Source organism: Bradyrhizobium cedriense (assembly GCF_054602315.1).
Genome location: NZ_JBTSWB010000003.1, coordinates 291,960 through 317,547, shown reverse-complemented (window position 1 = coordinate 317,547; position 25,588 = coordinate 291,960). Strand labels below are relative to the sequence as shown.

Sequence of the window (25,588 nt, the reverse complement as noted above, 5' to 3'; positions counted from 1 at the left end):
ATGCCCCATGTGCATCGCGCGTGCGGCAATCACTGCGGCCCGCGTGCCAGCCCTGCAGCAGCGTGGGTTGAGCCGCCAAACGCGCCGACGTATCGCTTGATCCATGGATCAGCGGACGAGCGGCGCTGACGCTCCCACTCAGAAGAACGACGCAGCGCCGGCCATGCTCGGCATCGTCTGCGGCCTTGCCGCGGCGCTGTTCTGGGCGCTCGGCTTCGCCGGCACGCGGCACGGCCTCAAGGTCGGCTTCACGCCGGTCGATCTCCTCGTTCATCGCTATGTCTGGTCGGGGATCGCGTTCCTGCCGCTGGTGGCGCGCGCGGGCTTCTCCGATCTCTGCGGCATCGGCTGGAGCAGGGGGCTCGTGCTGATGGTGCTCGGCGGCCCCGTGATGTCGCTGATCTCCTATACCGGCTTCCTGTTCGTGCCGCTCGGCCATGGCAGCGTGATCCAGCCCTCTTGCGCGACGCTGGGCGGCCTCCTGCTCGCGGCGGTCGTGCTGAAGGAGCGGATTTCCGCCTCGAGGTTTGCCGGCGCGGTCGTCATCGTCGGCGGCCTCGGCGTGATCGGCGCGGAATCGATCGGCCATATCGGGGCCGAGGGCGTGCAGGGCGATCTGATCTTCGTGCTCGCCGGGTTCATGTTCGCCGGCTTCGGTGCCGCCCTGCGCCGCTGGCGCGTCTCGGCCGTGTCGGCTGCGCTGGTGATCAACGCGCTGTCGCTGCTGCTGTTGCCGATCTACATCGCGACCGTCGGCCTCGCCCATATCGCGGCGATCGGCGTGACCGAGAACGCCATCCAGGCACTGGTGCAGGGCGTGCTCGCCGGGCCCGCCGCGCTCTATCTCTACGCCGTCTCGGTCCAGCGCCTCGGCGTTGCCCGCGCCTCGGTGTTTCCGGCCTGCGTGCCGGCGCTGACCGTGCTCATCGGCTGGCTGCTGCTCGGCGAGCCGCCGACGATGTTGCAGACGGCGGGGCTCGTGACGGTGCTGTGCGGGTTCTATCTGGCGCAGCGGCAAAGCTAGCGGACCTCACGCCTTCCGCACGAACTCCGATTTCAGGTTCATCGCGCCGATGCCGTCGATCTTGCAGGCGATGTCGTGGCCGTCGCTGGCCTCCTGCAGGCGGATGTTGCGCACCTTGGTGCCGCCCTTGACGACCGAGGAGGAGCCCTTGATCTTGAGATCCTTGATCACGATGACGCTGTCGCCGTCGGCGAGCAAATTGCCGTTGGCATCGCGCACGCCGGCATCCTGCGCGGTGTCCGCGGCCGCGGCCGCGTCCGCCGCGCCGCTCCATTCATGGCCGCATTCCGGGCAAACCCAGAGATCGCGGTCCTGATAGGCGTGCTCGGAATTGCAGGCCGGGCATTTCATCGTGTCGGTCATTGTCTGTCTCGTCTCCCCGGTTCGTTCGCGGCGCGACCGTAGGGGCGGGAACCGGGAAAGCAAGGAAAAGCTGCGAACGGCGCAGGCCGCGCCCGGCCCGCCGGTGCGATGTCACCGAAACAGCGCGACGAAGATCACGTAGAGCCAGCCCAGGATGCCGTGGATGATCGCCCACAGGATCGATTGGTTATTGGTGTAGGAGATCGCGATGGCCAGCGCCGAGCCGAACCCCACGCCGTATTTCGCGCCCTCGACCCGGACGCCGTAATAGCGGTTCTCGTTCATGATGATGCCTCCTGACGTCGAATGCGCGCGAGCCTATGCGGTCGCCGTGAACTTGGCGAGCGGCGAGATCAATGAGGCAATGCCGTCCGCGCGAGTTGAGCTGCGTCAACGGCATCGCGCGCGAGGGTCGTATCCTTCTCCGGCAATGACCACCGGAGGCCGCGCGATGGACGACGCTTTCAGACACAAGATCCAGGCCTTGCTGGACCAGCACCGTACGATGCGGATCGCAACCGTTCGCCCGGACGGCTGGCCGCAGGTGACGACCGTCGGCTATGCCAACGAAGGCTTCACCATCTACTTCCTCTGCGGCATCGACAGCCAGAAGGCGCAGAACCTGTCCCGCGACGACCGCGTGTCGCTGGCGATCGATGACGACCCGGCGGAAGTGATGGAGATCACCGGCCTGTCCATGGCGGCGCGGGCGGCGGCCGTGACCGACCCGGCCGAGGCCGAGAAGGCGATCGCCCTGTTGATGGCGCGCTATCCCGAGCAGAAGGCGCTGGGCCTGACGGTGCCGAAGCCTTCCGAGGTGCGGCTGATCCGCCTCACACCGACGGTGATCTCGCTGCTCGACTACTCCAAGGGATTCGGCCACACCGATCTCGTGACGTGCTGAGGACGCGGGCGGCAGGCTGCGAGGACCAGGGCGATCATCCGCTCCTTCCTTGACGCAGATCAACCTGGCCTTGTGGTGCAAATCTAGGCTGGCTCGATGATTCAATCGCGGTGAGGTTTGGCGATGTCGCACAGTGTTCGAATCTCCATCGGCATCGTTATCCTGATCATTCTGTCGGTGCTGTTCCTCTTCAGCGTCGTCCACACCGCCGCGGGGGCCCCGAGGCCCGTCTCGCGCACGGTTGCCGAAGGACAACGCCTGGCGCAGGCGTGGTGCCAGTCATGTCACGCGGTCGAGCGGAGCATCACCGATTTCTTCGACGAGGCCCCGAGCTTCCAGGCCATCGCCGACCGCAGCGGCACCACCGCGCTGTCGCTCAAGGTGTTCTGGCGGACCAGCCACCGGAACATGCCGAACCTCGTGATCTCGCCGGAGCAGGCCGATGCGCTTTCGGCCTATATCCTGAGCCTGAAGAGCAAATAGGACCGGCCAAACGACATTTCGCGAAAACAACCCCATGCACAGTAGACATCGCCTTGGAATCGCTCGGGATTTGATTTGACTTCGGCGATACCGAATTTTCTTTGCGTCGTCGGGCAAAACAGGTGCATGATGTCACGGTGGAGTCCTCTCGACGCCCCGGCGTTCGATGCGTAGCCTCCGCCCGCTCCGTAACGCGCGACGAGCCTGTCATGACCTTCCTCCTCAACATCGACGTCCCCGACGTCGCCAAAGCCACGACCTTCTACACCGAAGCCTTCGGCCTGACGGTCGGCCGCCGCTTCGGCGCAGACTTCGTCGAGCTGCTCGGCTGGCCGGCGCCGGTGTATCTCTTGACCAAGCAGGCCGGCACGGTCGGCGCCGGCGGCGACCGCCGCCGCTACGAGCGGCACTGGACGCCCGTGCATCTCGACGTCGTCGTTGAGGACGTCGACGCCGCCGTCGCGCGTGCGCTTCGTGCCGGTGCGATCCTGGAGGCGCCCGCGCGCGACGCGCCCTATGGCCGGATCGCGATGCTGGCCGATCCGTTCGGGCACGGGTTCTGCCTGCTGGCGTTCAGCGAGAAAGGGTATGACGCGTTGTTGGAGAGTTCGTAGTTCGCGATCGGGTTCGTAGCCCGGATGAGCGGAGCGACATCCGGGAAATAGCTCGGCAGGATCAATCCCGGATATCGCTTCGCTCATCCGGGCTACGCTTGCTGCGATCGCCGGCGGACGGCGGCGAAGCTGACATCGGGGCGACATGGCAAAAAAGCAGAAAAGCAAAACGACGAGGAAGCTGAAGACCTACCGGACCTCGCTCGGCTTCTACGACCAGGCGATCGCCGCGCCCTCGATGAAGGCCGCGCTCGAAGCTTGGGGCGCCAGCTCCAATCTCTTCCATCAGGGCGCCGCGACGGAGACCGAGGACCCCGACATCGTCGCGGCGACCATGGCGAAGCCCGGCATCGTGCTCAGGCGTCCGGTCGGCTCGGACGGGCCGTTCAGCGAGAGCGCGGAGCTGCCGACCGATCTCGGCGAGGACGAGGGCAAGCGCCAACGCAGGCCCGAACGCAAGCCCAAACGCGAGTCCACGAAGCGTCCGGCCAGGGCCGCAAGGAAGCCGTCCCGCAAGATCGACGATCAAGCCGCACGCAAGGCTGCGGCGGCGTTCGAGAAGGAGGAGCGCCGGCGCGAAGCCGAGCGAAGGAAGGAGGAGGCCGCCCGCGCCAAAGAGCGCGCACGCCGGGACAAGGCGGTCGCGACCGCGCAGGCGGCGCTGGACAAAGCGAGGCGGGAGCACGAATCGCGGAGCGAGGAGATCGAGGCCGATCGGGCTGCGCTGGACGCGCGCGCCGAGGCCGAGCAGGACCGCTGGGACAAGCAGCGAATGAAGCTGGAGCAGGCGCTGCGCCGGGCGCGGGAGTAGGGCCGCGCAAACCCGGATCCACCGTGCATCGCATTCGTTCAGGCAGCGAGATCGCCGTTCCATCCCTATATGAGCTGACGTCCCATATAGGTCTGCAATGCCTGAAAAGCCGCCGAAATCTGCAAGCCCCAAATCTCCGATGATCGCCAGATCGCGCCGCGCGGCGCCGATCATGGTCTGCCGAAAATGCCTGAAGCGCAGCGACGAGGGCCGCGACGTCAGGCGTGCGCTGAAATCCGAACTGAAGGCGAGCAGGCGCGACGGCCCCAAGCCGGCGAAGCTGATCATGACCGGATGTTTCGGCCTTTGCCCGAAGAACGCGATCGTGCTCGCGAGCGGCGCCAGCCTGTCGCGACAGGAATATGTGCTGGTTGCCGATCGCGATCAGGTGCCGCGGGCGCTTGCGTTGTTGGATGTTAAAGGCGGCGCGTGAGGCTCACGCGCGGGCGACGCAGGGCCGTGGCACGGCTGGGATCGGTTCGAGCAAGCGCCTCGTCCTTCGAGACGACCGCTTTCAGCGGTCTCCTCAGGATGAGGCTCATCAGCATCTGCAGGATGAGGCTCATCAGCATCGGTGCCCGCCGAAACTGCCGCCGCGCACTCGCGTCTCATCCTGAGGGCCCGCCGAAGGCGGGCGTCTCGAAGGATGGCCGCAGGGAAAAATTGTCATGTGCGATAGCCTGTTCCGGCCGAGACGGCCTGGATTGCTTCCGCCTTCGCTCTTCGCAGCGACGCCGGGCCGGCATCGGTCATTCCCGCAAAGCTCGCGCGCAAATTCGCTTGCCTTGCCGTGCGTCCTTTTGCACTCTGGCAGCAAGGAGACCCATGCAATGAAGACAATGACCATCGCCTATGCGCTCGGAACGGCCCTGGTGCTGAGCGGCCTTGCAACATCGGCTGCCGAAGCAAAGCCGCGGAAGCAAGTGGTTCGCGCGCCGCAGGAGAGGCTGATCGTCACGGCGCCGGTGCTGCGGCCGACGCCATGGGATTACAACATCGTTCCGCGCTATCGCTATCGCCCGGAAGACGACAAGGTCGATCCCTACGGTCCGCCGCTGGTGTCGTCCTATGTTCGTTACGAGGGATGGCGCTGGCCGTATTGGTGGTAGAGCCGGCCACTCGCGTGGTCTCGGTGCCCGGATGAGCGAAGCGATATCCGGGGTGCTTCGGCAACGGAAGTCCCGGATGTCGCTTCGCTCATCCGGGCTACGGCTAATCGCCCTCCGCCGCAAGCCGCAGGAACTGCCGCTTCATCGCGTTGACCCGGCCGACATAGCCCGCGACGAGGTGATCGCCGCAGCGTTCGCCTGATATCATCTGAAACTTGCGGCGCGCGTAGGCGGTTGCCGGGCCTGCGCCGCAGAGATGGATGAAGGCGGCCAGATCCTGCTTCTGCTGCGCGCTTGCCTTCACATCGCCCGCGAGGGTGAGAACCAGCGCCAGCTGGCGGTCGAGATACACCGACGCCAGCTCGATGGCGTGGCTCGGGATCGCGCGGACATAAAGGAAGCCCGGCCCGCAGCCGGTCTCCGTGACCGCGTTGCCGCGGACGCAGAACCGGGCGGCTTCGGTGAAGGCCGGGTCGGTCATCTGGAACAGGCCGACGGCGCTGGAGGCGGGGCGGTAGATCGCGAGCGGGTTGAGGCTCCATCGCCAGCGCCAATAGGTGCGCGCCACCGGATTGCCTGAACTCTCCACCTGCGCCAGCGCGGCCAGCAATTCCGGCGTGATCGCCGCGGTGGAGGCTTTCCGGAACAGCGGCCCGTATCTCGCCCACGTCTCGGCCGGCTCCTTGTCGAGAGCGTGACCGAGGACGGCGAACAGCTCGGTCGGCTTGCGGATGATTTGATAGGCGGTGTTCAGGAGTGCGACGGCTGCAAGCAGAAGCGCCGCAATGGTCGCGATCCCAACCATCCGCGGCGCTCGCGCGAATCTCCTGCGGACCCAGCGAGCGCCTCGCCGGGCGTTGCGACCAATCCCCCGCCGCGCCAAGTCGTCAGCCCGGCTTGCGTCCGCTGATCGCGTGCGCGCGGGCACTGCAGGTGATGCGGCCGTCCGCATCCGTTGGCAGGCGCGCCTTCACGCGCTGCATCAGTGCGGCGACATCGGCCGCCGGCATGGAAGCGATCACCGGGGCGATGGAGGGGGACTTCGTCTCCACGGTCCAGAACTCGTCGAAATCGCGGAGCGTCCGCTGCACGGTGATCTCGCGGGTCTCGATCTGCTGCAGTCCGGCCGCGCGCCAAAGGTCCTGGAGAGCGGCAAGGGTGGCCACTTCCATGTGCGGGGGACGCGTCGGCGACAGATCCATCGCGCGCATCTCCTCGAGGATCGGATCGAGCGGATTTCCGCCGCCCAGCATGTCCCACATGTAGGTCGCAACCAGGCCGCCGGGGCGAACGACTCGCGCCAATTCGGCCACACCTTTCGTCGGGTCCGGCACGAAGACGAGAACCAGGGCCATCACCGCGGCGTCGAAACTTTCCGCCTCAAATGGCAGTGCCATGGCATCGCCCGTTTGAAACACCGCGCCGCGCGCACCGGGACGCGTGCGGGCAAAGGCGAGCTGTCCCTGCGAGGGATCGATGCCCTGCACGTCGGTTGGCGCGCAACGTGCCAGGATGAGCTCGGTGAAGGCGCCATTGCCGCAGCCGACATCGATCCAGCGCAGCCCTTGTGCCGGCCTGAGCCAGTCGAGAAAGACCTCGCCGACCGAACGGCTCCAGACTCCCATCATCTGCTCATAGGCGGCACCGTCATCGAAGCGAATCTCGGGCATGAAACGGCTCCCTCGGCGTTTCCACAGGGCGCAATGCGCGGGCGGCGAGGTTAACACATTGGTCATTTTTCTGCGGTCATTTTCACGACCTCAGTCAGCAAAGAGGCACCATGTCCGACATCACCATTCCCGGCGGCAAGATCCGTTCCTTCGTCGAGCGGATCGAGAACCTCGACACCGAAATGCAGGAGTTGAGCGAACAGAAGAAGGAAGTCTTCGCGGAAGCCAAGGGCGAGGGTTTCGATGTGAAGATCCTCAAGGAGATCATCAAGCTGCGCAAGGAAGACAAGAACGAGCGCGACGAGCGCGAAAGCCTGCTCGACCTCTACATGCGCGCGATGGAAACGGCCTCGCCGGAGCAGGCGAAGGCGGCGTGAGGGAAGCGGGTTGATGCAGGGGAATCGCATATAGAGCGATCTCGCCTGTGGCCATCCTTCGAGACGCCCGCCGTTGGCGGGCCCTCAGGATGAGGACCGAGGGCTTTGCGCCAGTTTCAACCTCCGATGCTGCTTAGCCTCATCTGAGGAGACCGCGAAGCGGTCGTCTCGAAGGACGAGGCGCGCGCTCAGCTCGTGCAAGGACGCTTCAGCTCCGACGCCGCTTGGTGGCCTGGCCGATCACCCGCGGGTGGGAGAAGTCGGCTTCGCTTTCGAGGGCTTGCGCGGGGTTGCTGACGGGACCTGTGAAGGCGTCCGTCCACTCGCCCAGCATCTCGTTGCGGTCCGGCCAGGCGTCCATGGACTCCTGGTCGCGATACATCGCGAAGGGACGCAGCGTGCTCTCGTAGAAATCGACCTGGGCGTGGCGGCGATATTGCGCCGGCTGGTAGCCGTTCCAGTGCAGGAGCTGGCCGAGCGGACGGCGATAGCGGCGATCCTGGTCGACGGCGGGATAGCCGATCGGGATGGTGCCATAGGCCGTCATCCACTCGGGATAGCCGAGCACGTCCGCAAGCTCGCGATTGGTCTCGGCCTCGCCGCCGCCGGAGAGCCAGGCCGAGGTCAGTCCTTCCGCGGTGACGCCGAGCTGGATGTTCTGGATGGCCGCGCCGAGCGAGCAGTAGAAGATCGCTTCGTTGTTGTCCCTATACTCGGCATCGAACTCGGGCGAGGTCGCCTGCGGAAAGCAGACCTTCCAGCGGGGATCGCCGAGCACGAGGATGATCGCGACGGTGTTGGCCAGATAAGTTTTCTTCACCGCCGGAAAGCCCTTGGCATGATCGACCAGCCGCTGCGCCTGGCGCAGGAACACCGCGAGCACCTTGTCGCGCATCGCTGTATCGTCGACGACGATGATATCCCAGCACTGCACGTTCGCCCCCGACGGCGCCCACCGCCCGCAATCGACGATCCGCTCCAGCACATCACGCCCGACGCTGCGGCCCGGCTCGAACTTGCGCACGCTGCGGCGTTTGCGAATGATGTCATGGAATAGCGGCCCCTCGGTCATCGGACAGTCCTCCCGATTGTGTTTGGCGGGAGTTTAGGGCGGAGGGGGCGGTGGCGGAAGGCGGACTTGGCGGGGGTGTAGTGAGTAGGATGGGTAGAGCGGAGCGAAACCCATCAAACGTCGCAGGATGATGGGTTTCGCAAGGGCTCTACCCATCCTACGAGCTGATCCCCGCCATCAATAGCGGTCGCCGCTGCCCTTTTGCTGCGTGATCCAGGCCGACAATGATTTCGGTTTCGATTTCGCAATCCGGCCCGGTGATGCCTTCGGATTGTCGCGGACGCCTTTCGCCGGACGGGTGCGCGACGCTTGCGTTGCGTTGGCGCTCTTGAAGCCAGCACTCGAAGCCTCCGCGGCTTCCTTTTCCAGGCGCAACTGTTTCAATCGCGCCATCTTGATGCGCTCTGCCTCGACTTCGGGTCGCTCGGCCAGCAGCGGCTTGTGCTGAGCAAGCTCCGCCGGGACCAGGACACCGAGAATGGTCGTCTCGCCAAGCGCCTTGCAGGCCTCTAACCGATGCAGTCCCTCGACCAGAACGAGGCGGTCTCCGTCGAGCCGAACGGAAATCGGGGCCTGTTGCCCGATCTCCAGAATACTTTCCGCGATCTCCCCGACGATCTCCGGCTTGATAGCTTTCTTCTGCTTCGTGGGAACGAAGATCTTCTCGATCGGGAAGCTTTCCGGTGTGGGCATAACTCGACTCCGCTTCTACCGGACCCGTCGGAACCCGTGACGGTGGTGTCGGGAGTTTAGGAGGGAAGGGCTCGACCGCAAAGGCAATTCGGCAGCAGGGTATTGATGAGCATCGATGCCGGAACCAAGCTGTGACTACGGCAACAGCGCAGCTTGCATTGTAAGTGCAATTCCTACGTGCTCGCCTTCCAATCAAATCTATGCTTCGGGTAGTGGCTGAGGCGTATACGGAGTTGCCGGGGTAGAGAAGAAGCTTTCTGCGAGTTGATCTCCATGTCGGTCCGCGACTGCGCGCGCTGCGGGCACTAATTCAATGAAGGATCGACGGAAATCATCGAGAGGAATTGGCACGGAGTTTGATGGTGGTTCGAAACGTCGAATAGCGGGTGGACCAAGAAGGAGGCGCGCTTGATTGGTAGCGGACAGGGATTGCAAACGCATGGCAGCGAAAATTACGTCAGACCAAGCCAATTGGCCGCCTGAATTTATCTGATCTGCTGACACGACGTATGGGTCCTCGCCGCAACCTAAGCTCAGGACGTCAATCTGATCACGCTCGAGATTAAAACAGATTAAGGCCTCAATAATCGCTAACATAATGGGATTATTGGCCCAAACACCTCCATCCACGAGTGTGTAGCCGTTGTGCTCTAGTGGACGAAAATAGGTCGGCGCAGCGGAAGTCGCCAAGGCGACTTTTACCATTGGCTCAAAGCGGTCGACTTTATAATCGGGATGGTGCGGCGTCTTAAAGACAAAGACCTCGCTGTGCTTGCCTTCGAAAGACGGAATACAAAGACGAACAACAGAATCTCCCAAGAGCTTAGCGCCAAGGGTATCGAGCAGAATGCTTTCTAGAGCCGTTCGTTCATACTGATAGCGTAGAAGATTTCGTGCGACGCGGAGATTTTTGCGGATGAGACCGCGCTCCGGAAATATCTCCGCGCCTCGGCTGGAATAAAGCTCTGCGAGCTCTGATGCCCTTAGGCCGGCGCCGAGGCCAAGCGCAATGATTCCTCCAGTCGAGGTGCCTGCGACCAAATCGAAATACTTGGTGATGGGACCGCCGTCCAGAAATCGCTGCTCGAGTTCGGCAAGAACAGTTGCAGGGAACAGTCCCTTAATGCCGCCCCCATCGATAGATAAGATCCGAAAACGCCGGCCTTTTGGCCAATCCTGTGGAATTCGGCGTTGAGGAATCGCTCCCTTTGAGCGCGGGTCGCCGGGTCTAAAGTTGCTGGCGGGTTCGGGCATTTGTTGCGCCTCCTCGGCGGGTGACGACCGGGTCCTAGGAATTCTCCGGATACCTGCCAGTATTCAAAGAACAACAGCCATTCCGACGTCCACGGGATGATCGTGGTAGCGATCGCCATCTCCGGACCCCAGTACATCTCATCTGGATCCCAGAGGCAGAGCGCGGGCCACAGAGGTGCGCGATCGTTCCAGTAGATGTGTGGGAGAATGTCGCCTTCCACCATGGACTCGCCTATCAGTGGGTTCACGACATGAACCGTGACGTATGGATTTGCGAGATGCCAACCGTCAAAGTACCTTCTCCGGAAGTACACAATCCGAATCGTGTAGGTCTTGGCCGCCGGCCTTACCGGACCTTCCCAAATCCCTATCCAATCAGCCGAAGCCGTCAGCCGGAAATCTGGAAAGAGGCGCCGGATCGCGGCGTCTTGCTCATTTACGCTTAGGTAGGTCATCGGGATGCTCGCCGAAAAAACGGTGCGGCGGCGCGGATTTGGAGGTACTCGGCGCCGAAGCGCCGCCCGCGACCGCGACAGGAATCGCGGCCTTGCCGGGCATGAAGCGAGTGCCGCTTGAGCCCACGTCCTTGGCGACGCGTTGAACATGCTCCTTTATCGCCGAGCGCGCCGGCTTCTCTCCGAACAGATCTTCGAGGATCTGCTGCATCTCGGGGAGGGCGATATCTCCGCGCAGCCGCCGGATCTTCACGGCGAAGTCGGTAAGTTCGCGGATGAAGATCGCCTGGTCGCTGAGATCCGCAGGCCAGCGATCAGTGAGGATGTCCTCACGGCACATCGGGTTGCTGGCGAAGACCCTCTCGCCACGGTCGTTCGCCTCTCGTACGATGGCCAGCAAGCACTCGACTTGGTGGCCGAGCTCTTCTGCCAGCGAGGTCGTCTGGTTAGCGTGGTTAGCCACGTAGAATGCCAGCAGAACCGAGGGAGGCAGCCTCCGGCTTGGGTGCCGCTTGTCGTAAGCTAAGTTGCGCCAGCGCTTGATCAACTGCAGCGCGATGACGGCGCGCGATTTCTGATATGCGGGGCACTGATCAGGCACCGGTGCCGCATCGGCGCGCCTCGACAGGATCGCACGTTCGCGATCGTAGTCCAAGGACCTGCGCTCGAAGAAGGTTCCGAAGTCTTGGTCCGGCGGCGTCCGGGCGATGAACCACTGCGCGAAGCCGTGTGGGTTCGCATACAGCGACATCTTCGGCTCAGAAGGGTCTTGGGGCTTGGAATGGAAGATCAGCCCAGTCTTCTCCACGGTGCCCATCAGCCGGACTGTGGGCGTCACGTCGAGATGCATGCCATCGTAGTTGACGGTGCTGCAGCGGGTCTTTCGGTCGCTCTTGAGGTAGTATCGCGAGCCGCGTTCGCCGCGGATTGCGTCATGCAGTGTCGCAAGCGCATCTTCAGGATCAACGTCGACGGGGTAGGCAAGATCGGCCATTACGTCGATGTCGAATTCGTCGTCGCTGGAGTGGCGCGCGACTGTAGCGCCGATTGCGAAGCCACCCTGCGTGTAGAAGTCGCGAACGTAACCCTTGAGCGGGCTATCATCGCGTTCGAGCCACTCGTTGATCGCGTGGTAATGGTCGACTGCGAGCTGGTAATCGGTAGGACTAAGCTGAATCCGGATCGCGACGTCGGCCAGCATGACATCAATAGTGGAGTAACTTGCGATCTGACGCAGATGGCGATCGGAATAGTTCATATCGATGCTCCTCTACAACTCTAGCTTCAATTCCCGTTTCGTTCCTTCCACCATTTTCCGGCGGTCGATGGCGACCGCCGGAATCGTGCCTTTCAGTGGTAAAGTGCGCAGTCTATCGTTGTGTCATCTTCTCGGGTGATCAGCTACACCCCGTCGTACTTCCGCACGTATCACACTTCATGCAGGTCCCATTCCGCACCAGCGTGAAGTTGCCGCACTCCGAGCACATCTCGCCTTCGTAGCCCTTGGCCTTGGCTTCCGCGCGTCGCTCGGCCTTTGACGGGACGGCGGTGGCGGCGCTGCCGGCCTTGCTCCACTGGAGCTGCTCCAGCTTCTCCGTGGGGGAGAGGTCGTGCTGGACTTCCTGCTTCAGGGCGACGGCGCCCTCGAGGGCGTCACTGAGGCGGGGGCTCGCGCCATGCGAGGCCATCGCCGTGACCTTGCTGCCGCCGGAGGGTGCGCTGTCGTTGCCCTGGCTGACCGCGGCCGAGCCGCCGCGCATCACCACCAGGTTGTCGGTGCGGGAGCGGGTGAGGCCGCGCGAGACCAGGCGGGTGGCTTGGTGGCCGCCGTCCTCGTCCGGCTCCTTGCCTTCGTCGACGCCCTTGCCGAGCGCGTCGAATCCGGTCTCATTGGGATCGACATGGGCGAGGTCGAACCGCGACATGTAGCTCACCGCGAGCTCGCGGAAGACGTAGTCGAGGATCGAGGTCGCGTACTTGATGCTGTCGTTGCCCTGCACGGGGCCCGCCGGCTCGAAGCGGGTGAAGGTGAAGGCGTCGACATATTCGTCCAGCGGCACGCCGTATTGCAGGCCGAGCGACACCGCGATGGCGAAGTTGTTGATGAAGGAGCGCAGCGCCGCGCCTTCCTTGTGCATGTCGATGAAGATCTCGCCGAGACGGCCGTCGTCATACTCGCCGGTTCGGAGATAGACCTTGTGGCCGCCGACGACCGCCTTCTGGGTGTAGCCCTTGCGGCGATCCGGCATCTTCTCGCGCTCGCGCATCACGATGATGCGCTCGACCAGCTTCTCGACGATCTTCTCCGAGACCTGGGCGGTGCGCGCCGCCATCGGCTTCTCGTAGAGGGTCTCGACCGCATCGTCCTCGTCCTCATCGTCGCTGATGAGCTGCGAGTTGAGCGGCTGGGACAGCTTGGAGCCGTCGCGATAGAGCGCGTTGGCCTTCAATGCCAGTTTCCACGACAGCATGTAGGCGGACTTGCAGTCCTCCACCGTGGCGTCGTTCGGCATGTTGATGGTCTTGGAGATCGCGCCCGAGATGAAGGGCTGCGCCGCCGCCATCATGCGGATGTGGCTCTCGACCGACAGATAGCGCTTGCCGATCTTGCCGCAGGGATTGGCGCAGTCGAACACCGGATAGTGCTCAGGCCTGAGGTGCGGGGCACCTTCCACCGTCATCGCGCCGCAGATGTGGACGTTGGCCGCCTCGATCTCGCGCTTGGTGAAGCCGACGGCCTGGAGCAGGTCGAAGCCGGGGGCCGCGATCGCCTCGGCGCCGATGCCGAGCTGGTCGCGGATGAAGTCCTCGCCGAAAGTCCATTTGTTGAAGGCGAACTTGATGTCGAAGGCGGTCGGCAGCGCCTTCTCGACCTTGGCGATGGCTTCATCGGTGAAGCCCTTGGACTTCAGCGTCGAGGCGTTGATGCCGGGCGCGTTGGAGAGCGAGCCGTGGCCGACGGCGTAGGCCTCGATCTCGGCGATCTCGCTCTCGCGATAGCCGAGCGCGCGCAGCGCGGCCGGCACGGCGCGGTTGATGATCTTGAAGTAGCCGCCGCCGGCGAGCTTCTTGAACTTCACCAGGGCGAAGTCGGGCTCGATGCCGGTGGTGTCGCAATCCATGACGAGGCCGATCGTGCCGGTCGGCGCGATGACGGTGGTCTGGGCGTTGCGATAGCCGTGCTTCTCGCCGAGCTCGAGCGCCGCATCCCAGGCCGCCTGGGCGTGGGTGACGAGGTCCGCTTGCGGGCAGGACACGAGGTCCATCGGCACCGGGTTGACGCTGAGCGCCTCATAGCCGTTGGACTGGCCGTGCGCTGCGCGGCGGTGGTTGCGGATCACGCGCAGCATGTGCGCGGCGTTCTTCTTGTAGCCGGGGAAGGTGCCGAGCTCGGAGGCCATCTCCGCCGAGGTCTTGTAGGTGATGCCGGTCATGATCGCGGTCAGCGCGCCGGCGATCGCACGGCCTTCCTTGCTGTCATAGGGCAGGCCCATGGTCATCAAGAGGCCGCCGATATTGGCGTAGCCGAGGCCGAGCGTGCGGAACTCGTAGGAGAGCTCGGCGATCGCCTTCGACGGGAACTGCGCCATCATCACGGAGATTTCGAGCACGAGCGTCCACAAGCGGCAGAGATGCTCGTAGCCCTCGACGTCGAAGCGCTTGGTCTCGGTGTTGTAGAACGTCAGCAGGTTGGCGGAGGCGAGGTTGCACGCCGTGTCGTCCAGGAACATGTATTCCGAGCACGGATTGGACGCGCGGATGTCGCCGGACGCCTTGCAGGTGTGCCAGTCGTTCATCGTGGTGTTGAAGTGCAGGCCGGGGTCGGCCGAGGCCCAGGCGGCGTAGCCGATTTTTTCCCAGAGATCGCGCGCCTTCAGCGTCTTCGTCACCTTCTTCGAGGTGCGGGCGGTGAGATTCCAGTCGCCGTCGGTCTCGACCGCGCGCAGGAAGTCGTCCCGCAGCGAGACCGAGTTGTTGGAGTTCTGGCCGGACACGGTGAGATAGGCTTCGCTATCCCAGTCGGTGTCGTAGGTGTCGAACTGGATGTCCTTGTAGCCCTGCTTGGCGAACTGGATGACGCGCTTGATGTAATTGTCGGGCACGAGGCTGCGGCGCGCGAGCTTGATCTCGCGGCGGAGCGCCGGGTTCTTCTCGGGGTCGAAGCAATCGTCGCCGGAGCCCTCGCAGTTGACGCAGGCCTTCAGCACGGCCTTGAGGTGCTTCTGGTTGATCTTGGAGCCCGTGACGAGGGCGGCGACCTTCTGCTCCTCCTTCACCTTCCAGTCGATATAGGTCTCGATGTCGGGGTGATCGACGTCGACCACGACCATCTTGGCGGCGCGGCGCGTGGTGCCGCCGCTCTTGATGGCGCCCGCCGCACGGTCGCCGATCTTGAGGAAGCTCATCAGGCCGCTCGAGCGGCCGCCGCCGGAGAGCTTCTCGCCTTCGCCGCGCAGGCGCGAGAAGTTGGAGCCGGTGCCGGAGCCGTACTTGAACAGGCGCGCTTCGCGGACCCAGAGGTCCATGATGCCGCCCTCGTTGACGAGGTCGTCACCCACGCCCTGGATGAAGCAGGCGTGCGGCTGCGGATGCTCATAGGCGGACTTCGACTTGGTCAGCTTGCCGGTGAAGGGGTCGACGTAATAGTGGCCCTGGCCGGGGCCGTCGATGCCATAGGCCCAGTGCAGGCCGGTGTTGAACCATTGCGGCGAGTTCGGCGCGACCATCTGCCTGGCGAGCATGTAGCGGAGCTCGTCGTAGAAGGCCTGGGCATCCTCGTCGGTCGTGAAATACTTGCCCTTCCAGCCCCAGTAGGTCCAGCAGCCGGCGAGGCGGTCGAACACCTGCTTGGCCGAGAGCTCGCTGACATAGCGCTCCTTCTCGGGCAGCGCGGCGAGAGCTTCAGTGTCGGGCACGGAGCGCCACAGGAAGGAGGGGACGGATTCCTCCTCGACCTTCTTCAAGCGCGCGGCAACGCCGGCTTTGCGGAAATACTTCTGGGCCAGCACGTCGGAGGCGACCTGCGACCACTCGGTCGGCACTTCGACATTGTCCAGCTTGAACACGACCGAACCGTCGGGATTGCGAATCTCCGACGTGGTCAGCCGGAACTCGATCCCGGCATAAGGTGACTGTCCCGCAGTGGTGTGGCGCCGCTCAATCCGCATGTCTTGCCCCGTCCTATTCGTTGACCGGTCCCGCCCCTCGTTGAGGACGTGCCGGGTCGTCATTTCATTCGCGGCACCGTCGGCCATATGGCCTCAGCGCACCGCAGCTCAGCCGGTGGACCCGGCCCTTGTTCTCCCGGCGCGATGTCGATGCGTGCATCGATTCGGCCGGCATGCCCTGACACATCCGCCCCCAAGGGGATGGGCCCGACATGCGTTCAACGCCCCACTGTCACAACGTCTACCGATGCCATCCGAGCCTGTTGCCGGCCCGTTCTGGCGCCCGAAAAGTCCGCATCTCGCGGGCAGACAAGCCCTCATTCCGCAGCCTTTGGCTGGCCGGCGGAGCTGAGATTTGCGAGACCCTTTGGGGGAGTGCCGGCGGGACGCAAACTCACTCGCGCCGAACGGATCGAAAGCTAGGACTCTCCGTTGCGCCCGTCAAGAACTAGTGCGAGTTCCTGAATCAAATACTAAATATGGTGGATTATGGGGGATAACAGGGGTCTTCGCCGCGCCTGTTGTGGAGCCAAGTATCAGTGAGTCCTCACGGATTCCCAACCGAAAAAATTCGCATCTTGTGGTGATGCGCAGGCTTCATCCCGCTGTTCACAGGGCAGGTATATTTTTCCCGACCGGGATTGCGCCGGCGGGACTCACGTAGCCCTACGGCAGGTGAGGGCAGGCATGCCCGCCGGGACGGTGGTTTGCCCTGCGAATCCGGGCCAAGCTGGCCGCAAGATTTTGCCGGACTGCCCACATGCATGATTCGACCCGCCGGGATGCGCGAGCGCGCATCGCCCCGGCCGGCCTGATGTTCCTCGCGATCACCTCGATCGGCTGGGGCTTCAACTGGCCGGTGACGAAATTCCTGCTCGCCGAGCTGCCGCCGCTGACCCTGCGTGGGGTGACCGGCGTGCTCGGCGCCGTGCTGCTGGCGCTGCTCGCGATCATGCGCCGGCAAAGCCTGCGCGTGGAGGGGCCGATCTGGCCGCGCCTGCTGATCGCAGCCCTGCTCAACGTCACCGGCTGGATGGTGCTGATGGGCCTCGCGCTGCTCTGGCTGCCGGCGAGCGAGGCGGCGCTGATCGCCTACACCATGCCGGTGTGGGCCTCGATCATCGCCTGGCCTGTCTTGGGCGAGCGGCCGACCGTGCTGCGCACGCTGGGGCTGGTGATGGCCTTTGCGGGCCTTGCCACGATCATGGGCGGCAACGGCATCGCCGCCAGCGCGGAGAAAGCGCCTGGAATCATCATGGCGCTGGCCGGCGCGTTCGGCTTCGCCGTCGGCACGGTGTTCTCGAAGAAGTATCCGATCCATCTGCCGCCGCTCACGGCCGCCGCCTGGCAGATCGGCATCGGCTGCCTGCCGATCTCCATCATCGGCCTGCTGGTGGAGACCACGCATCTGTCCAAGGTGACGCCGCTCGGCTGGTGGCTGCTGCTCTATTCGACCGTGGTGCAGTTCTGCATCGCCTATGTCAGCTGGTTCGCGGCGCTGGCGCGCCTGCCGGCCTCGGTCGCCGCGATCGGCACCATGGCGGTGCCGGTGATCGGTGTCGTGGCCTCGGCCTTCGCGCTCGGCGAGCCGCTCGGGCCAGGGCAGATCGCGGCGCTGATCTTCACGCTGGCCGCGGTGGTGCTGGCGACGCGTTAGGGCGAGCAGCCTACCTTGGCAAGACGGCTCTGCTGCAGTGAAGGCCGCACTGTTCGCCGGCGAACAATCAGGCCAGCAGGCGCATGATAGAAGAGCGCCTGCTGGCGAGGCAATGCGGAGCCCGATCGTGGAGCCTGACACGCGTGATGTTGCCACCATCGGCCATTGTGCCGTCGGCAGCAGCGTGCTGCTGGTCGCATCCTTGTTGGCGCTTTCGGCGCACGCGGGCGATCTGAAGCTCTTGGTGGCCAATCCGGCCATTCAGAAGGAGCAGGCGCGCATCGTGGCCGCCGAGGCCCGGGCTCCGTCAAATCCGCTCCGGGACGCCTATTTCGGCGAAACGCATGTTCACACCGCCTATTCGCTGGATGCCTATCTCGGCGGTGCGCGACTCACGCCGGATGCCGCCTATCGCTTCGCCCAGGGCGAGAAGATGGTGGTCAACGGGCAGCCGCATCGCATCGCCGAGCCGCTCGACTTCGCTGCGGTGACCGACCACGCCGAGTATCTCGGCGAGATGTATTCGACTTTGATCGAACGGGCGCCTGGACACGATCAGGACAAGCTGAAGGAGCTGCGGTCGATGACCTCGATCGAGGATCGCGAAGCCTGGTTCCTGAACTACGTCGTGAAAAGCAACCGGTCCGATACGCCGCAACACCCGCCTTTTTTCGCCGGTCCAGACACGACGAAAAGTGCCTGGGTGATCGAAATCGAGGCCGCCGAGCGGAACTATCATCCCGGCAAGTTCACGACCATTCCCGCGTTCGAGTGGAGCGCCGCGCCAAAGGGCGGCAATCTGCATCGCAACGTCTTCTTCCGGGACATCCGTGTGCCCGAGATCCCGATGAGCTACATCGAGATCAACCGCGAGGACGCGCTTTGGGCATGGATGGGCGGCCTGGAAAAGATCGGCGCATCCGTGATTGCGATCCCGCACAATTCGAACGCCAGCAAAGCCATGATGTTCGACCCGCTCGATCCGCAAGGCCAACCGATCGATGCAGCCTACGCGAAGACGCGCGCCCATTTCGAGCCGCTGATCGAGATGATGCAGGTGAAGGGCAATTCGGAGGTTCATCGCAAATTCTGGGCCGCCGACGAATTTGCGAACTTCGAGAACGCGGACTCGATGGCGAGCTACAGCGGACGCGTGACCAAGAAGGAAAATTTCGTTCGCTACGGGCTCGTGAAAGGGCTCGAGTATGAGCGCAATCTGGGCGCCAACCCCTACAAGTATGGTGTCGTCGGGGGAACCGACAGTCACAACGGGACACCCGGCGATACCGACGAAGGCAATTTCCGGGTCGGCAGCCACGGCGCCGCTGACGGCACGGTCGAGCGACGCCGGACGGCGGAGGTCGGTGGCTGGATCGCCGGCACAGATCTGAATCCCGGCGCGCTCACCGGCGTCTGGGCGACCAGCAACACGCGCGGCGCCATCTGGGACGCGATGAAGGCAAAAGAGACCTTTGCCACCAGCGGTGTCCGCATCAAGGTCCGCATGTTCGCAGGATTCGATCTTCCGGGACCCGACGCCAATCCAAAAGCCATGGCCGAGAACGGCTACCGGCTCGGCGTGCCGATGGGGGGCACCTTGCCGGCGGTTGCCGCCGGCGAGAAGCGCCCGTTACGCTTCAACGTGATGGCGCTGAAGGGGCCGAAGGACGCCAGTCTCGATCGCATCCAGATCATCAAGGGCTGGGTCGGTGCAGACGGCACGCCGCAGGAGAGGATCGTCGACGTCGCATGGTCGGGCGACCGGAAGATTGGCCCGGATGGCAAGCTGCCTACGGTGGCCGATACGGTCGACGTGAAGACGGCAACCTACAGCAATTCGGCCGGCAGCTCGCAATTGACCGGCACCTGGGTCGACGACGAGTTCGATCCCGCCCAGCATGCGCTGTACTACGGTCGCGTGCTGCAGATCCCAACGCCGCGCTGGAGCACTTACGACGCCGTGCGCTCGAAGCTGCCGTTGCTTGATAGCGTCGCAGCCAAGGTGCAGGAACGGGCCTGGACGTCGCCGATCTGGTACACGGCTGCCAGGTAGATATCGCCGGATCGCGGAGCCTCGCTACATCGACCGGTCTTATCGCCGGCCGACCAAGGCGAGCGCTCCTGCTTGCTCATATCGGAGATGTTCCTCGCGCCGGCCATCGAGTATCGGCATTTCCCCGATTTGGTCCGGCAGCAGCAGCCGCAAGGATGTGCTGAACGGGATGCTCCGCTTGCCAAGCAATGCGGTGTTGTCGGCTTCGGCACCGTGAAGCGTATAGGTTCCACTAAAGCCGATGGTAGCGACCTTTCGAGCAAAGGGCCGCGTCGCCACGTTGAGCGTGTGCTCCCGGGATGTGACTTGGCCCTTCCACTTGCCCTCACAGCAGACGTAGCTGCCGGTGAAATAGAAGAAGGAATCGCCGCCGCGGATCGTGCCGTCGCGCAGGACGAGGACGCCGTTGCCTCCACCTTCGATCCCGTCCCGCAATTCGACCGATAGTGCGTACAGCCCGTTTCTGATCATGGCGGCGTCTCCCCGGTTCACGACGTGAAATGCAGGTAGCTGGTCCAACTCGTGATCCGCATCGGCGCCATTCGCATGACGCCGGCGATCTGTATGTGGCCGCCATGGACTGCGGCGTCGCCTTGCGTGGCCCTTCGGTTGCCGCGATCGGCCGGTCGAGATGTGCCCATACCATCGCAAAGGGCCAAAACACGAGCGTAGTGAAGCCCATCCAGCCGCAGATGCTGACGGCCGTCGTGCAGATGGCTGCGCGCATCCGGCAATACCTCCGGCACGACCTCAACCAGCGACAAAGGCATTGCCAGGAGCGCTCTGATCAAGATGGCGGATGCTTTCATTTGTGCCTCCTCCAGCTCGCATACACGCGAAAAGCCGCCGTTTGAGCAAAGAATAACAGGGGACGGAGTCGACACTGATCACGGGCGATCAATCCACGGCCGAATCTTGCGGTGCGATGCAGGTCTGCGCTGTGCAGTCTCGCGCCGCAAATTCCGAACACCGTGCTGGAGCACGCATGATGGCCGCGCGCGCCGAGCGATCGCTAGATCGCGAAGCTGGCGATCCGCGTGACAAACCATACCATCGACGTCGTGCCGATCACGTAGGCCGCGGCGAGGCGGGTCGGAACGACTGGCAAGGTGACGAGCGCGAGCGCTGATCTGACCGCCACGAGGATCGTTGCGACGAACAGCAGCTGGCCGGCTTCAACGCCGGCGTTGAACATGAGGAGAGCCAGCGGGATGTCCAGTTGCGGCAATCCGGTCTCCTTGAGCGCCCCGGCAAAGCCGAAGCCGTGGAGCAGGCCGAAGGCAAAGGCCACTACCCATGGATAGGCTTGCGAGAGCCGCCGTTCGCCCGCCTTGATCTTGATGAGCTCGCTGGCCACGAAGGCGATGCTGAGCGCGATGGCGGCCTCGACGGGCTTTTGCGGCAAGCTGAAATAGCCAAGGGTGGCGCCCGCGAGCGTGATGCTGTGGGCGATCGTGAACGCGGTGATCGTCTTCGCCAGCATCCATGGATCGCGGATCAGCAGCATCAACACCAGCACGAAGAGCAAATGGTCGAAACCGGTGAGAATGTGGTCGATTCCCAGCAACAGGTAGGTTTTCGCAACGTCGAAGCTGCTCTGGGAGCCCACGACGACGATGATCGGTGAGTCAGGGGTGATCCGGGCAACTTCGGTGGTGCCGTTGCGGTACTCAATTCGCGCCAGCGCGTCCGTCACGCCCGATTTGAGGCCATCGAGCGCAATCTTCTGGCCCTTCAATCCGCCGGCGCAGACAACGCGCGATCGTTCGAAAAAGGACCCCGCCTGGATCGTCCTGACCGGATCGACTTTTGATCGGCACGACTCGGGCATGCGAACGTAGACGCTCAGTCGCAAATCGCCGAGCGCAGGCACTTTCCAAACGACCGCGAATTCGTCGGCTGCCGTTTCCCTGATGTCGAGATAGGCGGGCCGGAGTTCATCGGCCGTGGCGAGATCGACTGCGAACAACTGCGCGAGAACCAGGAAAACGCCGGCCAGACGGATCATGGAGCGGTCGCCTGTCGAGGTTCGCCCTTCGGTGTTTCCTCCACCGTGATCCGGTAGCGCGTCAGCAGTGCGGCAAGGTGCTCCTCGATCGCCTTCCGTTTATCGGTCGCCCACTCGCGTTCGACTGCGGCACGAACGTCGGCAAGCGCAGGTGTGCGCCCAGCCTGATGCTCGGTGATCAGGACGACATGCAGCCCGAAGTCCGACTCGATGGGGCCGCTCCACTGCCCGGGGACGATCTTGCCGAGCGCCTCGGCGAACGCGGGACCAAACGTCCGGCCGATCGTTGCCTTGCCGGTGAGCCCGAGCTTGGGCGGAAGCAGCGTCGCGTCCCCGAGCTCGCCTGGATCAATCGACAATGTCGTGCGCAGGGCCTGGAGCACAGAAGCGGCGTCCTGTTCGATATTGTCGCCGTGCCGGTCCGGGCTCAGCAGCACCTGCGCGAAAGCATAAGCGGGATCGACTTCGAACCTGGCGGAGTTATCCTTCAGATACTTTTCCAGCTCGGCTTCGGTCGGCGCCAGGGTCGCGCTTTCGGCGCCGCTCAGGAGCTCCATCTTGAGGCGCAGACGACGGCGAATGATTACGTCGTCCTTGTCGAGGCCAAGTGCGAGCGCCTCACGGACGAAGATCTCCTCCTTGACATAGTCGTCGATCAGGCTCTTCAGCTCCGCGGATGTCGGCGGCCGTTGCCAGATCGCGTTGAACTGCGCGGCAAGTCGATCAACCCGGGCGTCCGTGATGATGATTTCGTCAGGCTTGCCGGCTTCAAAGCGATTGAAGACGTTGTAGGCGACGAAGACAGCGACAGCCAGCGCCAGGAAATGCAGCAGCGGCTCTTTGAGGAGATGTTTCAGCATGATTGCGATGATCGCCTACGGTGGTGTGTACCAGATCGGCGACGCCCATGCGCGCTGCTGATGCTTCATCGGCACTTCCGGCGACATTTTGACTTTGAATCGGACTTGATCATAAGCGGTCCAACGCGGGGTCGGGATCTCGATGGCGCGCGCATAGTAGAAGGCACGAACCGACGGATCGAAATCCGGGTCCTTCCAGACGGCCGAGAGTTCGGACTCGCCGATCGTGTTGGTCCAGGTGGCGTGCGCCACGTCGACCGTGTCTCCCACCGGCGGCAGCCTGCCGTCCTTGCCGGGCTTCCGGCGCTGGGCATTGCCCCACGCCACGTTGTATATCTGCTCCTGCGGCCGCCCGGCCTTGTCGAGCCATCCCTTGACGATCTGGATGCGGTCGAGATTGCCCCCCAGCGCATCCTTCATTGCCGCGACGAGGAAGGTTGGCGCCCCGGTGCCCGAAGGTGCGCTTGGCAGGTCCGCTCCCATCGGCACGCCCTTGGCATATCCGGCGTCGGCAAGATAGCGCGAGCGGGCATCGTCCGGCTTGAAGTCCCAGCCGCCGAAGAAGCGTAGCGTCAGTCGGGTCCCCGACGTCGCATAGACTTCCTTGCGCTTCATCGCGTCCCACAGGGCCTCGCGCGTATTGTCGGTTGCCCATACTCCGGCGTATCCCGCGGCTTCGTAGTTCCATGTGTAGCGGGTGAAGCCGAAACCCTTCTTCTCGATGAACGACCAGCGGTCGGGATGCGGCTCCTGCTCGACATGCTTCCCGTAGTAATTGTCGGATTCGATCGCGGTCAGGGAATTGTGAACATCGGTGCCGCCGATGAACCCAAACTTGAATGGGTTCACGCCAAGTTTCTGTTCCTGCACCAGACCCTGCAGCAGTCCTCCGCGCAGGTACATGAACGGACGCATTGCGGGCGTGGCCGGCTTGTCCTGAAGTGTCAGGTTGCCGTTGTCCCAGCCCTGGATACCAAAATTGGCAAACTCGTCGTTCGGCGACAGCGTCGGGTGCGTCTCGCTGCTACCCTTGGTCTGCATTACTTCCTGCAACACCTCCCAGCGAGCACGGCGCTCGGCGTAGTCCCTGGAAAGCGGCCTGCCGGCGAAATCCACCGACTCGAACATTCGACCGTTCGACAGATTGCCGTTGTGCGGGATCGCCAGAAGCTGGATCCCGATCTTCTTCTCCTGCCGGTCCATCCAGTCCCAAAGCTTTTCCGGGTCTTCGCTCTGCCAGGCCGAGAATGGCACCACGATCTGGTCGGCCTTGTCCTTGTTGTCGCGGAACAGCACGTTGCGGTGCAGATTGTTGCCCCCGGGAACCGAGGTCCACTCGAAGCCGATCATCGCGGTGAAACGGCCGGGCTCGTTGAACTTTTCCGCGGTCGCCGTGTAATCCTGCCAAGCCGTCCGCATGATTGGGCCGACGATTTTCGGGTCCTTGATCGCAGGCGGCAGCGTGCCTTGTGCTTGCGCAGAGGTGAGTTCAGTCTTGGCCGCAGCCACCTCGGTCGGACTGCCGGTCTTCATTACCTGACCCCATCGGGCCAAGGTGGGATCGGAGGCGAACGCTGGATTGCCGTCATAGATCTGATAGACGAGGCCAAGACCCTCGGCGTGATCGGACACGACAAGGAAATCCAGCGGACGCGACAGCTTCGCCGGCACGCCGGATGAGGAGACGACCTCCTCGCCGCGCGCGAAACGATAGGATTGCTCGGGCGTCAGGCGGTCGCCCGCCATGAAGGCGTCGCCTGAATTGGCGGTGTGGTGATGGGTGTCGCCAAAGAACACGCGGGTGGGATAGTTTCTGCCGGCATAGGGTGAGTAATGTTTATTCGCCCCGGTGTTGGCCGGCATCTCCGGGGTGGTTACGCGGTCGACACCGTCGTCCGGATCAAAGGCTCCTTTCACCGAAACATCATCGCTGGTCGTTCCAGCCGCCGCGGATTGCGACTGGGTGTTTTCGGGAACGGCGACAGCAAGCCAAAATGCTGCAACTGCCATCGCGATCGAGCGTCGAGCCACCATTGTGTTCGTCCTTCGCTGGCGCGCCGGCTGGCGTTCGCATCAATTCGCTCATGCACCTCGACGTTGGTGCGTTGATGTGCGTCGACTCGCGGTGAGACGGCCGACGTAACGGCCTGCGCTCAAGCCCAAGCCCAGATTACAATATGCGCGGGCAGGCCGTGGCATTCGGCCTTGCGCGCCACTGCACACGTTGAGATGGATCAAAAGACGAATTATTGCGACAGACTATCAGGAGATGGCATCGGCAAATGTTCACGGGTGGTCAATTGGAGGCCGGATGTTGCACCGCGATGCCGCGCGCAGGACGGTCCTCAGCCAAGGCTGGCTGAGCCAGACACCTGCATCGTTCCAAGACGAAGTGCTGGCTCGATGCCTGCTCAAGCGATTCCAGCAGGGCGCGTCGGTCTACTCGATCGGAGACAAGCCCGGCGGCATGTTCGGTCTCGTGGCCGGTGGCCTTGGCGTCACGATGGCACCGCAGGAGCAGGGGCCCTACGTCGCACATTTCGCGATGCCGGGTACCTGGTTTGGAGAGGCGGCCGCCTTTACGCGTCAGCCTCGGATGATCGGCCTCACGGCCACGCGAGACAGCGAATTGTTCCATTTGCCTCTTGCTGCCGTGGACAAGATCGTCAAGCGCGATCCTTCAGCGTGGCGCTATTTGGGTCTCGTAACGCTCGATCATCTTCGCTTGGCTCTGGGAGGAGCCGACGACCTGATGATACGCAACCACGTCAAGCGGTTCGTCGCCGTTCTGCTTCGGACGGCGGGTTGTCGGCTGACAACCCCGCCAAGCCAATGTCCGATTGAGATCGACATCAATCACGAGGATCTCGCGCATATGGCCAATGTGGCGCGTACGACTGCCGGCGCGATCTTGCGCGCGCTGGAATCCGATGGATGCGTGGCGCTGTCGTACCGCCGCATCGAGCTGCTTGCGCCGGACCGGCTGAGGAGAATGCTGCGCGAATGACTTCGC

26 protein-coding genes are annotated in these 25,588 nt (G+C 63.6%); 11 read left to right on the top strand and 15 right to left on the bottom strand.

The window, feature by feature from the left end; all coding sequences use genetic code 11:
* The first annotated feature begins 103 nt into the window (after positions 1-103).
* Positions 104-1,024 (top strand): DMT family transporter, encoded by a 921-nt coding sequence (locus ACYCVF_RS13105; protein WP_459595918.1) that lies wholly within the window; start codon positions 104-106, stop codon positions 1,022-1,024.
* A gap of 6 nt (positions 1,025-1,030) precedes the next feature.
* On the opposite strand, the gene ACYCVF_RS13100 is transcribed toward ACYCVF_RS13105, so the two are convergent.
* The gene (locus tag ACYCVF_RS13100; protein ID WP_459595917.1) at positions 1,031-1,387 is read right to left on the bottom strand and encodes a zinc ribbon domain-containing protein YjdM; all 357 of its coding nucleotides are present in this window, start codon (positions 1,385-1,387) and stop codon (positions 1,031-1,033) included.
* A gap of 111 nt (positions 1,388-1,498) precedes the next feature.
* Positions 1,499-1,672, bottom strand: a complete 174-nt coding sequence (locus ACYCVF_RS13095; RefSeq protein WP_459595916.1) for a hypothetical protein — start codon at positions 1,670-1,672, stop codon at positions 1,499-1,501.
* 166 nt (positions 1,673-1,838) lie between these two features.
* On the opposite strand from ACYCVF_RS13095, the gene ACYCVF_RS13090 reads away from it, so the two are divergent.
* From ACYCVF_RS13090 to ACYCVF_RS13070, 5 genes are all read left to right on the top strand, one after another.
* Positions 1,839-2,291, top strand: coding sequence for a pyridoxamine 5'-phosphate oxidase family protein (locus ACYCVF_RS13090; RefSeq protein WP_459595915.1), 453 nt, complete (start codon positions 1,839-1,841; stop codon positions 2,289-2,291).
* Between the two features lie 123 nt (positions 2,292-2,414).
* Positions 2,415-2,774, top strand: coding sequence for a c-type cytochrome (locus ACYCVF_RS13085; RefSeq protein WP_459595914.1), 360 nt, complete (start codon positions 2,415-2,417; stop codon positions 2,772-2,774).
* A 209-nt stretch (positions 2,775-2,983) separates the two neighbouring features.
* Positions 2,984-3,388 (top strand): VOC family protein, encoded by a 405-nt coding sequence (locus ACYCVF_RS13080; protein WP_459595913.1) that lies wholly within the window; start codon positions 2,984-2,986, stop codon positions 3,386-3,388.
* A gap of 145 nt (positions 3,389-3,533) precedes the next feature.
* Entirely contained in the window at positions 3,534-4,199 is a 666-nt protein-coding gene (locus tag ACYCVF_RS13075) for a cell envelope biogenesis protein TolA (RefSeq protein ID WP_459595912.1), read from the top strand.
* A gap of 139 nt (positions 4,200-4,338) precedes the next feature.
* Positions 4,339-4,632 carry a hypothetical protein gene (locus ACYCVF_RS13070; protein ID WP_459595911.1) on the top strand — a complete coding sequence of 98 codons (294 nt, stop codon included), beginning with the start codon at positions 4,339-4,341 and terminating at the stop codon, positions 4,630-4,632.
* On the opposite strand, the gene ACYCVF_RS13065 is transcribed toward ACYCVF_RS13070, so the two are convergent.
* A complete protein-coding gene (locus ACYCVF_RS13065; protein ID WP_459595910.1) occupies positions 4,616-4,771 on the bottom strand; it encodes a hypothetical protein in 156 nt (51 codons plus the stop codon). The genes ACYCVF_RS13070 and ACYCVF_RS13065 overlap by 17 nt on opposite strands.
* A 258-nt stretch (positions 4,772-5,029) precedes the next feature.
* On the opposite strand from ACYCVF_RS13065, the gene ACYCVF_RS13060 reads away from it, so the two are divergent.
* Entirely contained in the window at positions 5,030-5,308 is a 279-nt protein-coding gene (locus ACYCVF_RS13060) for a hypothetical protein (RefSeq protein WP_459595909.1), read from the top strand.
* Between the two features lie 103 nt (positions 5,309-5,411).
* On the opposite strand, the gene ACYCVF_RS13055 is transcribed toward ACYCVF_RS13060, so the two are convergent.
* Both ACYCVF_RS13055 and ACYCVF_RS13050 read right to left on the bottom strand, forming a co-directional pair.
* Positions 5,412-6,113, bottom strand: coding sequence for a transglycosylase SLT domain-containing protein (locus tag ACYCVF_RS13055; RefSeq protein WP_459595908.1), 702 nt, complete (start codon positions 6,111-6,113; stop codon positions 5,412-5,414).
* Between the two features lie 82 nt (positions 6,114-6,195).
* A complete protein-coding gene (locus ACYCVF_RS13050) occupies positions 6,196-6,978 on the bottom strand; it encodes a methyltransferase domain-containing protein (RefSeq protein ID WP_459595907.1) in 783 nt (260 codons plus the stop codon).
* Between the two features lie 110 nt (positions 6,979-7,088).
* On the opposite strand from ACYCVF_RS13050, the gene ACYCVF_RS13045 reads away from it, so the two are divergent.
* Positions 7,089-7,355: a DUF2312 domain-containing protein gene (locus tag ACYCVF_RS13045; RefSeq protein WP_061848285.1), complete on the top strand. Its 267-nt coding sequence runs from the start codon at positions 7,089-7,091 to the stop codon at positions 7,353-7,355.
* A 208-nt stretch (positions 7,356-7,563) separates the two neighbouring features.
* Here ACYCVF_RS13045 and ACYCVF_RS13040 read toward each other — a convergent pair whose 3' ends face one another.
* The 5 genes from ACYCVF_RS13040 to ACYCVF_RS13020 form a co-directional block, all read right to left on the bottom strand.
* A complete protein-coding gene (locus tag ACYCVF_RS13040) occupies positions 7,564-8,427 on the bottom strand; it encodes a nitroreductase family protein (protein WP_459595906.1) in 864 nt (287 codons plus the stop codon).
* A 177-nt stretch (positions 8,428-8,604) separates the two neighbouring features.
* On the bottom strand, positions 8,605-9,120 hold the full coding sequence (locus tag ACYCVF_RS13035; RefSeq protein ID WP_459595905.1) for a chromosome partitioning protein ParB: 516 nt from the start codon (positions 9,118-9,120) through the stop codon (positions 8,605-8,607).
* Between the two features lie 198 nt (positions 9,121-9,318).
* Complete coding sequence (locus ACYCVF_RS13030) at positions 9,319-10,374, bottom strand: CBASS cGAMP-activated phospholipase (protein ID WP_459606415.1); 1,056 nt, start codon at positions 10,372-10,374, stop codon at positions 9,319-9,321.
* A gap of 432 nt (positions 10,375-10,806) precedes the next feature.
* Positions 10,807-12,087, bottom strand: a complete 1,281-nt coding sequence (locus ACYCVF_RS13025; protein ID WP_459606416.1) for a nucleotidyltransferase domain-containing protein — start codon at positions 12,085-12,087, stop codon at positions 10,807-10,809.
* A gap of 139 nt (positions 12,088-12,226) precedes the next feature.
* Entirely contained in the window at positions 12,227-15,997 is a 3,771-nt protein-coding gene (locus tag ACYCVF_RS13020; protein WP_459595903.1) for a vitamin B12-dependent ribonucleotide reductase, read from the bottom strand.
* Positions 15,998-16,757: 760 nt separating this feature from the next.
* Between ACYCVF_RS13020 and ACYCVF_RS13015 the strand changes: the two genes are divergently transcribed.
* The gene (locus ACYCVF_RS13015) at positions 16,758-17,654 is read left to right on the top strand and encodes a DMT family transporter (RefSeq protein ID WP_459595902.1); all 897 of its coding nucleotides are present in this window, start codon (positions 16,758-16,760) and stop codon (positions 17,652-17,654) included.
* 127 nt (positions 17,655-17,781) lie between these two features.
* Positions 17,782-19,707 carry a DUF3604 domain-containing protein gene (locus ACYCVF_RS13010; protein ID WP_459595901.1) on the top strand — a complete coding sequence of 642 codons (1,926 nt, stop codon included), beginning with the start codon at positions 17,782-17,784 and terminating at the stop codon, positions 19,705-19,707.
* A 39-nt stretch (positions 19,708-19,746) separates the two neighbouring features.
* Here the strand turns inward: ACYCVF_RS13010 and ACYCVF_RS13005 are convergent, their stop codons facing one another.
* The 5 genes from ACYCVF_RS13005 to ACYCVF_RS12985 form a co-directional block, all read right to left on the bottom strand.
* A complete protein-coding gene (locus tag ACYCVF_RS13005; protein WP_459595900.1) occupies positions 19,747-20,178 on the bottom strand; it encodes a hypothetical protein in 432 nt (143 codons plus the stop codon).
* A 17-nt stretch (positions 20,179-20,195) separates the two neighbouring features.
* Positions 20,196-20,516 (bottom strand): hypothetical protein, encoded by a 321-nt coding sequence (locus tag ACYCVF_RS13000; RefSeq protein WP_459595899.1) that lies wholly within the window; start codon positions 20,514-20,516, stop codon positions 20,196-20,198.
* A gap of 203 nt (positions 20,517-20,719) precedes the next feature.
* Complete coding sequence (locus ACYCVF_RS12995; RefSeq protein WP_459606417.1) at positions 20,720-21,715, bottom strand: HupE/UreJ family protein; 996 nt, start codon at positions 21,713-21,715, stop codon at positions 20,720-20,722.
* The gene (locus tag ACYCVF_RS12990) at positions 21,712-22,575 is read right to left on the bottom strand and encodes a peptidyl-prolyl cis-trans isomerase (protein WP_459595897.1); all 864 of its coding nucleotides are present in this window, start codon (positions 22,573-22,575) and stop codon (positions 21,712-21,714) included. The genes ACYCVF_RS12995 and ACYCVF_RS12990 overlap by 4 nt, the downstream gene beginning before the upstream one ends.
* A gap of 15 nt (positions 22,576-22,590) precedes the next feature.
* Positions 22,591-24,585 carry a DUF3604 domain-containing protein gene (locus ACYCVF_RS12985; RefSeq protein WP_459612934.1) on the bottom strand — a complete coding sequence of 665 codons (1,995 nt, stop codon included), beginning with the start codon at positions 24,583-24,585 and terminating at the stop codon, positions 22,591-22,593.
* A gap of 301 nt (positions 24,586-24,886) precedes the next feature.
* Here ACYCVF_RS12985 and ACYCVF_RS12980 point away from each other — a divergent pair, with 301 nt between their 5' ends.
* Positions 24,887-25,582, top strand: coding sequence for a Crp/Fnr family transcriptional regulator (locus ACYCVF_RS12980; protein WP_459595895.1), 696 nt, complete (start codon positions 24,887-24,889; stop codon positions 25,580-25,582).
* The last annotated feature ends 6 nt before the right edge of the window (positions 25,583-25,588 follow it).